Origin of the sequence: Natrialba magadii ATCC 43099 (assembly GCF_000025625.1) — an archaeon.
In the GTDB taxonomy this organism is placed as follows: Archaea; Halobacteriota; Halobacteria; order Halobacteriales; family Natrialbaceae; genus Natrialba; species Natrialba magadii.
Map to the genome: position 1 here is coordinate 651,814 of NC_013922.1, position 12,648 is coordinate 664,461.

Below are 12,648 nucleotides of genomic sequence, written 5' to 3' on the forward strand. Positions count from 1 at the left end.
CGCGCTGACACCCTACTCCGAGTCGGCGTCGCCATCCTGGCGCGTCTTTGCAATGTCGATCGTCTCACCCGTCTCTGCGCCCATATCCTCACCCTCTTTGATCGCCTGGGCCTCCTGCTCCATCGCTTCGACGTCCATCTCGGCTTCCTCGTCGATCTCACCGATGATCTCGCTGATGTCGTCGAGGCCGATCAGTTCGCGGGTCTCGTCGTCAAACGAGAGGCTCTCGAGTTGGCCGTCCTGTTGCTCGATGTCGCTTCCCGAGAGGTGCTTGCCGTAGCGCCCGACCAACGAGGAAAGCTCCTGTGGGAGGACGAACGTCGTCGACTCACCCTGGCCGATCTCTGCGAGCGTTTGCATTCCTTTCTCGATGACAGCGCGTTCGCCCATCGATTCAGCGGAGCGAGCGCGCAGGACGGTCGAAATCGCATCACCCTGTGCTTCGAGGATCTGACTCTGCTTTTCACCCTGTGCGCGGATGATGTTCGACTGCTTGTCTCCCTCTGCTTTCTCGACGGCACTGCGCCGTTCACCCTGTGCCTCGAGGATCATGGCACGGCGTTTACGCTCTGCGGAGGTCTGTTGCTCCATCGCGCGCTGGACATCCGGCGAGGGGTTAACCTCGCGGACCTCCACGCTCTCGACGCGGATCCCCCACTCGTCGGTTGGTTCGTCGAGTTCTTCGCGGATCCGCTCGTTGATCATCTCGCGGCGACTGAGCGTGTCGTCGAGTTCCATATCGCCGATGACGGCGCGCAGCGTCGTCTGTGCGAGGTTGGAGACCGCCTTCTCGTAGTTATCGACCTCGAGAAACGCCCGCGTGGCGTCCATCACTCTGATGTAGATGACGGCATCGGCCGTAACGGGCGAGTTGTCGCGGGTGATCGCCTCTTGGCTCGGGACGTCGATCGTCTGCGTTCGCATGTCGAACGTGTAGACACGCGAGACGAACGGCGGCACGATGTTCAATCCAGGCTCCAGGAGCTTCCGGTACTCACCGAAGATCGTGAGTGCTGCCCGGTCGTAAGCGTCGACGATTTCGACCATCGACCAGACGGTAACCACCACGAGCACGAGCACCAGCGCTCCCGCCAACACCAGCGGGTCCTCGAGTTGCACCTGCAGCGGTTCGAGGACGGTCAGGTTTTGTGAAATGATACCAGGTGACAACATATCCAGTGTTACACGTAGGGCCGCTGGCCGAATAACTCTTGGCGTGATGATGCGACCGGGACTGATGCTGCAGTCGGTGTCAGAACGCGGTGGAAGTGGTGGACGCTACTGAAACGATATTGAAACGGTACTGAACGGGACTGAAACGATATTGAAACGGTACTGAACGGGACTGAAACGAACAGAAACAGCCACCACAGCGTCGGGAGGGAACGGCTGGACAGCCGCTGTCACATCCGGGGCGCTACGCGGACTGGTCGCTTGCCACGTCGTCACTACTGTCGGCGTCTGCGTCGCCTGCAGAGTCGGCTTCAGCTTCGGCTTCGGCTGCGTCGTCCTCGTCGGTCGCCAACTCGCCGTTCGAGACCGTCACCTGCGCGTTCTGGATGACCTTCTCACCCATCTCGTAGCCGGGTGTATAGACGTCCGCAATGGTTCCCTCTGGCTGCTCGCTGTCGACCTGCATCATCACCTCGTGGCGCTGCGGATCCGTTTCTTTCCCTGGATCCGGATCGATCTCGGTCACGTTCTCGTCCTCGAGAATACGGTCGAACTCGCGCAGCGTCATCTCGACGCCGTCACGGAGGCCGTCAACATCGTCGCTGCCCTCCTCCAGCGCTCGCTTCAGGTTGTCACGGACGCCGATGAGGCGCTCGACGAGGTCCTCCGTCGCGCGGTCTTTGATCTGATCCTGGCGCTTTTTCGCGCGTTTCTTGTAGTTCTGGAAGTCCGCTTGCTTGCGCTTGAGACGACTCTTGAGGTCCTCGACTTCCTCCTCTTTCGTCGCGAGTTCCTCCTCGCGCGCGTCGAGTTCGTTCTGCAGATCACCGATCGTCTCGGCCTGGGCCTCGACGCGCTCGGTCAGGTCCTCGAGTTCAGCGCGCTGGTGTTCGACGGTACTCGAGAGCTCCCGCGCCTGGCTGACGACGGTGTCGATGGTCTGTGCGAGGTCCTCGTCGTATTCGGCGAGGCGGTCGACGAGTTGCTGGGCGTCGGAAGGTGGGTCCTGATCTGAGTCGGTATCTGGTGTGGGTTCAGACTCTGCTTCGGACGCTGGCGCAGAATCCGTCTCTGATTCTGACTCTGACTCTGGTTCTTGCTCTTGTTCTGGTTCTGCGCCCCTGGTCTCTGCCCCTGAATCGGCTGCGTCCGCCGCGTCTGTGTCCTGTGGCGTCGCTGTGTCTGGATCCGAGTCGGCAGCTCCTGTCTCCGAATCCACGGCCGAATCCGACGGCTCGGATTCATCGGCCGGTGTGTCCGGTTCCTCGTCTGGCTCCGGTTCCGACTCCGAGTCCGGCGCTGCTTCCGAGTCTGAGTCCGCCTCCGCCGCTGTCGCTGCCGACTCAGTGTCGGCTTCAGCTTCAGCTTCCGCTTCCGCGACGGCTGACGCAACATCGTCGTCAGCTGCCGTCTCGGCAGACTCGTCCTCAGACGGGACACCCTGGGCAGGTGTGTTCGTGCCCTCGTCGTCACTCATATTCGGGTCAACGAACAGCGATACTAAAAGGGTTGAGGTCGCCGCCTGACTCGATAGGTTATTGGGTTGTGACGTGACGCGGTCCTCACTACACACCCCGAATAGCGCCAATTGGCCACGCAAGCAGCCTCTTCCCATCCAACAGTATATGTATCTCTCTCCCCGAACACCGTCCGTGAGTCGACCCTCGGACTCCACACCGATCACACTCCGGTACGAGGACGGAACGATTCGACTCGACGCACGCGAGAACACGTTCGTCGAGTCGCTTCGAGATGATGTCGCAGAGCGCGCGCTCAACTCGGACCTCGAACTCGAGTTCAAGTACGATCGACGAACGGACACCATCCGCACACCAGCATTTCGGTACGCCGCGATCCGGCGTACGCTGCGTGCAGCTTCGCCCGCACACGATGTCGCTACTATCGACATCGACGACCGAGCACTCGACCTCCCGGACCTCCCCACTGGCCTGCACTCGGCGTACGAACTCCGGCCGTACCAGCGGGAGGCACTCGAGTCCTGGCTAGCAACGGACCGGTGGGCTGACCTTGACCTCAGAGCGCCGACCTCCACTGGAGAGCGCGCGCCGGCCGGCGTCCTCGAACTCCCCACCGGCAGCGGCAAGACAGTCATTGCGCTGAAGGCGATCGAACGCCTCGGCGTCCCGACGCTCGTCGTCGTCCCCACCATCGACTTACTCGAGCAGTGGCAGCGCGAACTCGAGTCCGAGTTCGACTGCGCGGTCGGTCGGTTCGGCGGTGGCGAGCAGCGCCGCGAACCAATCACGGTCTCGACGTACGACTCGGCGTATCTGAAGGCCGATTCCGTCGGCGACCGGTTTGGGCTCGTTGTTTTCGACGAGGTCCACCACCTCGGCGGCGAGGGCTACCGCGAGATTGCCCGCTTGCTCGCCGCACCCGCGCGCCTCGGACTGACCGCAACGTTCGAACGGCCGGACGAGGCCCACGAGATCATCGAGGAAATCGTCGGCCCGCTCGTCCACCGCGTCGACGTCGACGAACTCGCGGGGGACCACCTCGCAGCGTACGACGTCAAGCGACTCGAGGTGTCGCTCACGGCGGCCGAGCGCGAGGAGTACGAGGCGAAACAGGGGGTGTTCTCGGACTACCTCGCCCGCTCGAACATCCGCATGCAAAGCGGTTCTGACTACCAGGAACTCGTCAAGCGCTCCGGGAACGACCCGGCGGCTCGCGAGGCGCTGCTGGCCCGCCAGCGCGCCCGCGAAATCGCCCGCGGCAGCGAGGCGAAACTCGACGCCCTGCAGGATATTCTCGACCACCACCGCGAGGACCGGATCATCGTCTTCACCGCGTCCAACGACCTCGCGTACGACGTGAGCGAGCGGTTCCTGATCCCGACGATCACTCACCAGACGGGCGCTGCCGAGCGCCGAGCGCTACTCGAGTCCTTCCGCGATGGAACCTACGCACGCATCGCGACCTCAAACGTCCTCGACGAGGGCGTCGACGTCCCCGACGCCAACGTCGCGGTCGTTCTCTCGGGCAGCGGCAGCGAACGGGAATTCACCCAGCGACTTGGTCGGATCTTGCGGCCGAAAACTGGTGGTGCAGGAGGTTCTGGTAGCACTGACAGCGGACTGGACTCGAGTACGGACCAGTCTGCAGACGACATCTCTGCGGCCCGTGCCGGCCGTGCGATTCTCTACGAGGTTGTCAGTGCGGACACGTCAGAGGTGAACGCCGCCGAACGCCGATCCTGATGTGGTTACCGGTTACCGGTTACCGGTTACCCTATTTTGACGAACTTCGCAGTCCCGTCCTGTTCGACCGTGATCCGGTACAACGTGTAGCTAAACTCGACTGTCATCTGTGCCTCCGGCGACGGCGGCTGTGCGAAGAGATTGTCGAGCATGCCGTCCACACAGTCGTACATCGTCGGCAGACTCATCGGGTCGGTGTTCTCGAGTTCGGCAACGATTTCTACGATCTGCACCGCTGGATTGTCTCGGCTCTCATCCAGCGTTCGACGGATGATTTCGCTCTCCGCTTGGTCGGTCATCGTGACACGGGCTGATGTGAATTGGGAGTATAGGTATTGGTCGGATACACGCCAGATTCACCCGATTACTGAACGGTTGGTGTGTCGTTGTACACAGTTGTCGTTTACCGCCGGATCGAACAGAGGAGTGAATAAGCCGGTGGCAGGGGTAGTCGTCCGTCGGCCTTGGGAGCCTACAATTCTGCAATTCTGCAATTCTGTAATTCTGTAATTCTGTAATTCTGTTACGCCGCCGTCGTCTTGGCCTGCTCGTCGACCGTCACTGACCCCGTCAGCTGCGAATGCGGGTACGGCATGTCGATCCCCTCCGCATCGAGTCGCTCCTTGCCGGCCTCGATGTAGGCCGTTCGTGCGGCGGCAGGGCGGTGTTCTGCAGGATCGATCCAGAACCGGCCAGTGAGGACGACCGCGGAGTCACCGAGGTCGGTGACGGCAACCGATGGCTCGGGCTCTGTGAGTGCACCTGGCACCTGTTCGGCCTCCTCGATGAGCGCTGCTCTCGCCTGACCGATGTCGTCGTCGTAGCCGATGCCGAAGTCGTAGGAGACGCGAAGCAGCCCGTTTCTGGACGGATTCACGACGACCGAGTCGGCAAGTTCGGAGTTCGGCACCGTCACGAGTTCGTTATCGTACGTCTCGAGCTGTGTCACCCGGAGCTGGATGTCACGGACGACGCCCTGATTGTCGTCCCATTCGACGATGTCGCCGATCGTGAACGGCTCGTCCTTGACGATGAAGATGCCGGCAACGAAGTTGGCGATGAGGTCCTGTGCGGCAAACCCGACTGCCAACACGACGGCACCACCGAGTGCGGACAGCGCCACGAGAATCGTGCCGAAGCCAGCGACCGTCGCCGCGATTGCGACCGACCCGAGCAGGATGAGCGCCGTGGCGATGCTTCGTGCAAGTGAGACAACCCCCTCGTTGAAGCCGCGGCTCTCGAGTGACCGTTCGGTGAGACTGAGCAAGAGTGCCTTTCCGGCCCAGTAGAGCACCACGAACGCGATGACGAAGGTGGCGGCGGTCACCACCACGTCGATGACTGCTGGCACGTATTCGTCAACTGACGGTACACTATTCACCGAACCGACTGGCAGCTGCTGTGCTATCACGTCTCGCCAATGGAAGGTCACCTAAAAGACTCTTTTTGAGCCGACGAAACACGATGGACCGGTCGCGTGACTTTTGCCCCCGTCGCTCCCAGTAGCGGGTAGCTAGCAATGCTGACGAAGGACTTGCTGCGCGTCTCCCGCGCTGGCGGTGGCTTCCATCCCCAGTTCGCCGCGCGCGAGCACCGCCCGCTCGCCGCCCGCGTCATCGGCACCTACCAGGGACACGTCGGCCAGCAGCGCGGCGACCTCGAGGACGCCCTCACCGACCTCGAACGGGACGCGGACGACTTCAAACTCGTTCGCGGCCTCTCGGCGCTGCTCGAACGCGAATCCACCTTCGAAACGGACGCCGAAATCGACCCCGAACGCGCTCGCCGCGCGGTCTTCGAGGCTGCAGACGCCGTCGGCGTCGTCACCGACGACGAGCGCACGATGGCACTCATTCGGGCCGGCGAATCGCTCGGCGTGTCGGCGGATGAACTCGAGTCCACGCTCTACGCAGACTTAGACGAGCGCCAGGTCCTCACCGAAGTCACCTCGCGCTGGGATCCCGACGACCTGCTCGCGCAGTACAACCTCTCGCTGGCCCAGACGGCGCTGTTCGACGCGACGGAGCTGCGGGTCAGATCGAGCGACCCGAAGGCGCTCGTCTCAGCGATCAAACGGCTGCGATTGATGTACGAGATCCGGAATCCGGATGCGGCGGCTGGATCGACCGGCAGTCTCGCGAGCGACCGCGAGGTCGTCGTCACCGGACCGACACACCTCTTCCGGGCGACGCGACGGTACGGTACCCGCTTTGCGCGCCTCCTGCGGACAGTCGCGGGCGCCGAGGCCTGGCACCTCGAGGCGACCATCGACGACCGCGGTACCGAGCGGACGCTCTCGCTCTCCCACGAGGATCCAGTGTCGGTTCCAGACGCCGAGCCGGTCGCCGACGTAACCTTCGATAGCGGCGTCGAGTCCGACTTCGCCGCCCGCTTCACGCAACTCGACCTCGACTGGGACCTCGTGCGTGAACCCGAACCGCTCGCAACGGGCACGCAGGTGATGATTCCAGACTTCACGTTCGAGTACGCCCACGGCGAGTACCGGCTCTACTTCGAAATTATGGGTTTCTGGACGCCCGAGTACGTCCGGAAGAAACTCGACCAACTCGAGTCCCTCGAAGACGTCGACCTCCTCGTCGCGGTCGACGACTCGCTTGGCGTCGGCGAGGCGATCGAGACGCGAGACCACCGCGCGATTCCCTATTCCGGGACCGTCCGCGTCAAAGACGTTGTCGACGTGCTCCGGGAGTACGAGGCTGACCTGATCCAGCAGAGCGCGGCCGAGTTGCCGGCCGAACTCACCCCCGACGACGACGTCGTGGCACTCGAGTCCCTCGCCAGTCGTCACGGGGTCAGCGTGGATGCCCTCACGGAGACGGAGTTCCCCGACCACGACCGCGTCGGCCGCACGCTCGTTCGCCCACGGGTACTCGAGTCCGTCGGCGACGAGATCGAGGTCGGCATGACTCTCCAGGAAGCTGAATCCGTTCTCGAGGAGTCCGATCTGACGGATGCAAGCGCGGTGTTGGCCGAACTTGGCTACCGCGTAGAGTGGGAGGGTCTGAGCGGTGGAACGGTCGTCGAGCGCTGAGGTGCGTCAATTGCCTGCCCGACTGTTGCCGCTGACGCAAACTGCTATTACCGTTCGCATGCACCCACAAATATGGCATACGAGCGACAGGCAGCCAGCGGCTTCCGAGAAATCGACCGCTGGGAGGACGGCGTCGGCTGGCTGGCTCACCCTGATGAACTCGGTCAGCGGGCGAGTCACGCCGTCGTCGGCGAGGCCGGCGTCTGGCTCCTCGATCCGCTCTGGGCACCCGGGGTCGACGATCTGATCGATGACCTCTCCGAGGAACACGATACCGCAGTCGCTGGCGTCGCAATCTGTTCGTGCTGGCACACGCGCGATGCAGAGCAGTTCGCGCGGCGGTACGATGTTCCCATCACCATCCCGGAGTGGATGGGCCGCGTCGACGACCGAACGACGGCCCCGATCGAGCGCTACGCTGACTCCTTCGACCCCGCCGTCGAGGTCGTCCGCCGCCAGCCGATCCCGCTCTGGGACGAGGCGATTCTCTACTGGGACAATCACCAGACGCTATACACCCCCGAATCGATCGGCACGGCGGCCCCGTACCTCGTCGACGACGAACGCCTCGGCCTCGAACTCTTCTTCCGACTCGACCCGCCACACTCGCTGCGCGAGTACGAACCCGACCGCGTCATCGTCGGCCACGGTGCCGGCGTCCTCGACGATGCGACGCGGGCACTCGAGTACGCCCTGGCTGGCGCTCGGCGTCGGTTTCCGCGGGCGGTGCTCGAGAACGGGCCGGGGACGGCGCGGTCGCTGGTGGGCGCACTCCGGTAGCGGGGGCGACGGGTCCGTGTCCCGCATTCTTCGGAAGCGTGTCCAGCGTACAAGTGAGCCATCGACGACCATCGCAAGGATTCTGTCAGGGTCGAAGACCCCGATCCGATCACCAAAAGTAATATTTCAATCCGCTGTGAGAATGGCTGTATCTGATGAGACGAGAATTCCAGTTCGTCGCTGCCGGCACGGCGGTTGCACTCGTTGGCTTTCTGCCGGAGCTCTACCTCTTTGTTCGATCTGCGCGAGCATTCCTGCTGGCGCTCGGCCTCGTGATCGCCTCTTACGGACTGTTCGAGTTGGTGCGACACTACGCGAAGTTCGATCTGGCGTGAGGCTAACCGGGCCTAGAGTGAAACCAACCGTTCGAATACAGCGACCGACTCGAACGGAAACTACAACTCTCGCTGTCGTCCCTTCGGCACCATCGAACGCAACTCGCCGTGGACGTACAGCCCAATTCCGAGCGGTTCGCGCTCGCCCACAACGGTGTGAGCCGCGATCAAGTATCCCCAATCGCCGTCCCACTCGAGTTCCTGGTCCTCGCCGGCGGCGAACCGGCGGGCGGCCTCGCGGTCGAGGTCGATCACGCACTCGCTGGCGTGTGCGCCAAAGCGCTGGACGAAGTCCGTTGTTGGCTTCCAGTGCTCCTGGCGGGTTCGCAGACAGGTCATGCCGATGGCCTCGATTTCCAGCGGGGAGTCGGCCTCGCCGCTGTAGAGCCAGATCTTGCCCGCGCCTTTCTCCCAGAAGGTGTAGTCGTCGAAGGTCCCGGGCGGGATGGCAAAGCGATCCTCGAAGTAGTCGACGACGGCAGCGCGGCTGACACGGCCCTCGACGGTTCGGTCGGCGTCGGTTTCTGGGAGACGCCCGAACTGCTGGCCGTCGTTTTTGCGCAGGTCGGCACTCGAGTCGTCGCTCATCAGGCAGTCACCTCCAGTTTCGCCACGAAGAAGCCGCCGGTGTCGTTGTGGTGTGGGTAGATCCGCGCGGCCTGCTCGAGTGTGGAATCGAACGCCTCGTCTCGCCACTCTGTGAGGCCGGGTGCGTGTTCCATCTCGAGGTCGAAGTCCACGACACGACAGTCCTCCTCGTCGATGGCGTGTTGGACGACGGCCTCGTTCTCCTCCGGCGCGAAGGTACACGTCGAGTAGACGACGGTGCCGCCCTCGCGGGTCGTCTGGATCGCTCGGCGGAGGATGCCTTTCTGGATGCCCGCGATCGTGTCGATGTGGCCCTCCGACCAGTTGTCGAGCGCGTCGGGATTCTTCCGAATCGTTCCCTCGCAGGAGCAGGGCGCGTCCACGAGCGTCCGGTCGAACTCGTCGAACGGGAACCGCTTCATGGAGTAGTTGCGTGCGTCGTCGTTCGTCACCGCGAGGCTGGTCGCACCGAGGCGCTCGGCGTTGAACCGCAGCGCAGAGATACGCCCGAGGTTGTTGTCGTTCGCGACGACAGTCCCACGGTCGTCCATCAGCGCGGCGATCTGGGTCGCCTTCCCGCCGGGGGCCGCACAACAGTCCCAGACGCGCTCGCCGGGTTGGGGATCGAGAACGACCGGCGGGACCGCCGAGACCTCCTCCTGGCCGTGCGTGAAGCCGTGGAACGAGGTCCACGTCGACCCCGGTGAGTCCGTCTCGAGGCGCAACACGCGCGGGTTCCACTCGGCCTGCTCGTACGCGACGTCGTCCTCCTCGAGTGCGGCGGTCGCGCGCTCGGGGGAGGCCTTGATCGTGTTCACGCGCACGGCGTTGCCGAGCGGTCGCTCACAGGCGGCGAGAAAGGCCTCGAAGTCGTCGATAATCGGTCGGTACCGCTCGAATGGCTCCATTAGCCTTCGATTTGGCTGCCTGGCGTTTGTGGGTTTCGAAGGTCGGCCCGTCCCTGCCCCATCCACGTCTCCTTCCACACTCCCCGCCACGACCCGACCTCCCCGTTCGGATCCGTCCTATCAGTCCTGCCTCGCCCCACCCCGTCCTGACCCGTCCTATCAGTCCTGCCTCGCCCCACCCCGTCCTGACCCGTCCTGATCTGTCCTATCCGTCCTGTCTCCTCCCACCCCGTCCGCTTCGGCCGCTGACAGCGTCGTCGTTTTTATGCCGGCACGGAGTGTCTGCCACCACATGGCACGAATCAGTCTGCAGGGACCGGAAGCCGATCTCGAGGACCCCACTTTTGTCGAGGGCTTCCCAGGAATCGGACTCGTCGGCAAGATTGCGACTGACCATCTCGTCGACGAATTCGATATGCGCTACTACGCGAGCGTCCACTGCCAGGGGCTGCCTCGAATTGGCGTCTACCGAGGTGGTGACCGAACCGCTCGGCCACCTGTCCGGCTCTATACCAGCGAGGAGCACGACTTACTCGCGCTACAGAGCGACGCGCCGATCCGACCGGAGGCGCTCGACAACGTCGCCGAGTGCGTGACGAGCTGGCTCATCGACCACGATGCGACGCCGCTGTACCTGAGTGGGCTGCCAGCCGATCGAGACACCGGCGAGCGGCCAGATCTCTACGGCGTCGGAACGGGGAGCGCACCCGATCTCCTCGACGATCGTGAGATCGACGTTCCACCGGAGGACGGCGTCGTCACCGGTCCGACAGGCGCGCTCATCAACCACGCGGCACAGGCCGGCTACGACAGCCTCGGACTCGTCATCGAGTGCAACCCGCAGTTCCCCGACCCTGAAGCGGCGAGCGTGCTTCTCGAGGACGCTATCGCGCCGCTGGCTGACCTCTCGGTCGACGTACAGGAACTCCTCGACCACGCCGAGGAGATCCGTGAGAAACGCGAGCAGCTTGCACAACAGATGCAGGCCGCCGGACAGGAACAGAGCACGCAGGCACAGCCGCTTCGGATGTATCAATAACTCGGACTCTACCGCCCTAGTAGCACCTGAAGCGGCGACTTCGTCTCCGGAGAAGGCGATGATCCGCGCAATCCCGTCGTTCCGGCGGCGTCAAAACACTTCCCACGTATTTTTAGTTCCCGATACCATTCAACGAGAATAGAGATGACTTCGGCTACCGAGGCCTACGATATCGTGGTCGTCGGCGGGGGAACTGCCGGCTGCTTCGCTGCGACGACCGCTGCCAAGGAGGGGCTCGACGTCGTCCTCCTCGAGCGCAAAACCGAGGAGGAAGGGGGCTACATCGCCTGTGGGGACGGCATCAAGGGGAAGAGCTCTTTCCCCGACGTGCTCGATCGTGAACGACTCAAAGACGAGGCGTTCACCAACCAGGGGATCGAACGCGCCATCTTCGAAAACCCACAGACCAACGAGCGCCTCGACATCCCGTTCAACGAGACCGGCGGCGTTGTCGACCGCTGGAAGTACGGCCAGATCCTCCTGGAGGAAACCGACCGCGCCGGCGTCGACATCCACTACAACACCGTCGTCAACGACGTTATCCAGCCCAACGGCACCGTCGAGGGTGTGACTGCGATTCGGGACGGCGAGGCACTCGAGTACCGATCTGAAATCGTCATCGACGGTGCGGGTGCGCTCTCGGTGTTGCAGGATAAGGCGGACCTCTCGGCGTCGTCGTTCGACACCAACGTCAACTACTCGCAGTTCTGCTCGGCCTACCGCGAGGTACTCGAGGTGCCAGAGCCGGTCGAGTGGGACGACGCGCTCGTCTTCAAGCCGACCGAGGAACTGGGCTATCTCTGGTACTTCCCGCGCTCGGCAACGGAGATCAACGCGGGACTGGGCTTCCAGATGAGCCAGGAGCCGATGGAACTGGTCGATGTGCTCAAAGACGACATCGCCAACCGGGCGGAGTTCCAGGACGCGACGGTGAAGAACAAACTCGGTGCCGCCCTCCCGACCCGCCGGCCGTACGACTCGGCGGTTCACCCCGGCTACGTGGCCGTCGGCGACGCGGCGGGGCACGTCAACCCCTGTACCGGCGGTGGTATTCCGGGTGCCGCAAAAGGTGGCCACTGGGCGGCGAAGATCGCTGTCGACGCGATTTCCGACGGCGACGTGAGCGAGGCGGCCCTCTGGGAGTACAACCAGCGCGTCCAGACGGACTTTGGGAAGCGCTTCGCGGCGATGGACCTCTACAACATCTTCGGCACCGCACAGGAACTGGACGACCTCGTCTCGATCCTCACGGCGATGCCGGGCCAACAGCTCGTCGACGCGATCGGCAAGAAGGGGACTGCCGATATGAGCCTCGGCCTCAAGCTCAAGACGCTGATCAAGACCTTCGGTCACTGGGATACGCTCTACGACCTCTACAAGGTCCAGCGGGCCGCCGGCTCGCTCAAGGGCGTCTACGACAGCTATCCGGACAGCCCCGACCACTTCGACGCCTGGCGCTCGGAGCGCGATAGCGTGCTGGATCGAGTGTACGATATCAGCGGCGCTGAGCCGAAGTACTAACGCGAAACTGCTTCTCTCGACTTACAGCACC

The 12,648-nt window shown here is 63.4% G+C and carries 12 protein-coding genes; 6 read left to right on the forward strand and 6 right to left on the reverse strand.

All coding sequences use genetic code 11. The features are described from left to right. Positions 1–12: 12 nt before the first annotated feature. Together NMAG_RS03080 and grpE are read right to left on the reverse strand one after the other, a co-directional pair. Positions 13–1,173, reverse strand: coding sequence for an SPFH domain-containing protein (locus NMAG_RS03080; RefSeq protein WP_004216399.1), 1,161 nt, complete (start codon positions 1,171–1,173; stop codon positions 13–15). Between the two features lie 244 nt (positions 1,174–1,417). After that, positions 1,418–2,650 (reverse strand): nucleotide exchange factor GrpE, encoded by a 1,233-nt coding sequence (gene grpE, locus NMAG_RS03085; RefSeq protein WP_004216400.1) that lies wholly within the window; start codon positions 2,648–2,650, stop codon positions 1,418–1,420. Between the two features lie 148 nt (positions 2,651–2,798). Here grpE and NMAG_RS03090 point away from each other — a divergent pair, with 148 nt between their 5' ends. Next, complete coding sequence (locus NMAG_RS03090; RefSeq protein ID WP_004216401.1) at positions 2,799–4,394, forward strand: DEAD/DEAH box helicase; 1,596 nt, start codon at positions 2,799–2,801, stop codon at positions 4,392–4,394. 26 nt (positions 4,395–4,420) lie between these two features. Here the strand turns inward: NMAG_RS03090 and NMAG_RS03095 are convergent, their stop codons facing one another. Both NMAG_RS03095 and NMAG_RS03100 read right to left on the reverse strand, forming a co-directional pair. Then, the gene (locus NMAG_RS03095; RefSeq protein ID WP_004216402.1) at positions 4,421–4,693 is read right to left on the reverse strand and encodes a HalOD1 output domain-containing protein; all 273 of its coding nucleotides are present in this window, start codon (positions 4,691–4,693) and stop codon (positions 4,421–4,423) included. Positions 4,694–4,917: 224 nt separating this feature from the next. Beyond that, entirely contained in the window at positions 4,918–5,805 is an 888-nt protein-coding gene (locus tag NMAG_RS03100; protein WP_012996394.1) for a mechanosensitive ion channel family protein, read from the reverse strand. A 108-nt stretch (positions 5,806–5,913) separates the two neighbouring features. On the opposite strand from NMAG_RS03100, the gene NMAG_RS03105 reads away from it, so the two are divergent. From NMAG_RS03105 to NMAG_RS03115, 3 genes are all read left to right on the forward strand, one after another. Next, the gene (locus tag NMAG_RS03105) at positions 5,914–7,446 is read left to right on the forward strand and encodes a DUF790 family protein (protein ID WP_004216404.1); all 1,533 of its coding nucleotides are present in this window, start codon (positions 5,914–5,916) and stop codon (positions 7,444–7,446) included. 72 nt (positions 7,447–7,518) lie between these two features. Continuing rightward, the gene (locus NMAG_RS03110; protein WP_004216406.1) at positions 7,519–8,226 is read left to right on the forward strand and encodes a hypothetical protein; all 708 of its coding nucleotides are present in this window, start codon (positions 7,519–7,521) and stop codon (positions 8,224–8,226) included. Positions 8,227–8,381: 155 nt separating this feature from the next. After that, positions 8,382–8,561: a hypothetical protein gene (locus NMAG_RS03115; RefSeq protein WP_004216407.1), complete on the forward strand. Its 180-nt coding sequence runs from the start codon at positions 8,382–8,384 to the stop codon at positions 8,559–8,561. 60 nt (positions 8,562–8,621) lie between these two features. Here NMAG_RS03115 and NMAG_RS03120 read toward each other — a convergent pair whose 3' ends face one another. After that, positions 8,622–9,149, reverse strand: coding sequence for a DUF7122 family protein (locus tag NMAG_RS03120; RefSeq protein ID WP_004216408.1), 528 nt, complete (start codon positions 9,147–9,149; stop codon positions 8,622–8,624). Next, positions 9,149–10,057: an RsmB/NOP family class I SAM-dependent RNA methyltransferase gene (locus NMAG_RS03125; protein WP_004216409.1), complete on the reverse strand. Its 909-nt coding sequence runs from the start codon at positions 10,055–10,057 to the stop codon at positions 9,149–9,151. The genes NMAG_RS03120 and NMAG_RS03125 overlap by 1 nt, the downstream gene beginning before the upstream one ends. 292 nt (positions 10,058–10,349) lie before the next feature. Here NMAG_RS03125 and NMAG_RS03130 point away from each other — a divergent pair, with 292 nt between their 5' ends. Continuing rightward, on the forward strand, positions 10,350–11,096 hold the full coding sequence (locus NMAG_RS03130; RefSeq protein ID WP_004216410.1) for a proteasome assembly chaperone family protein: 747 nt from the start codon (positions 10,350–10,352) through the stop codon (positions 11,094–11,096). A gap of 144 nt (positions 11,097–11,240) precedes the next feature. Beyond that, positions 11,241–12,617 carry a geranylgeranyl reductase family protein gene (locus NMAG_RS03135; protein WP_004216411.1) on the forward strand — a complete coding sequence of 459 codons (1,377 nt, stop codon included), beginning with the start codon at positions 11,241–11,243 and terminating at the stop codon, positions 12,615–12,617. Positions 12,618–12,648 lie beyond the last annotated feature (31 nt).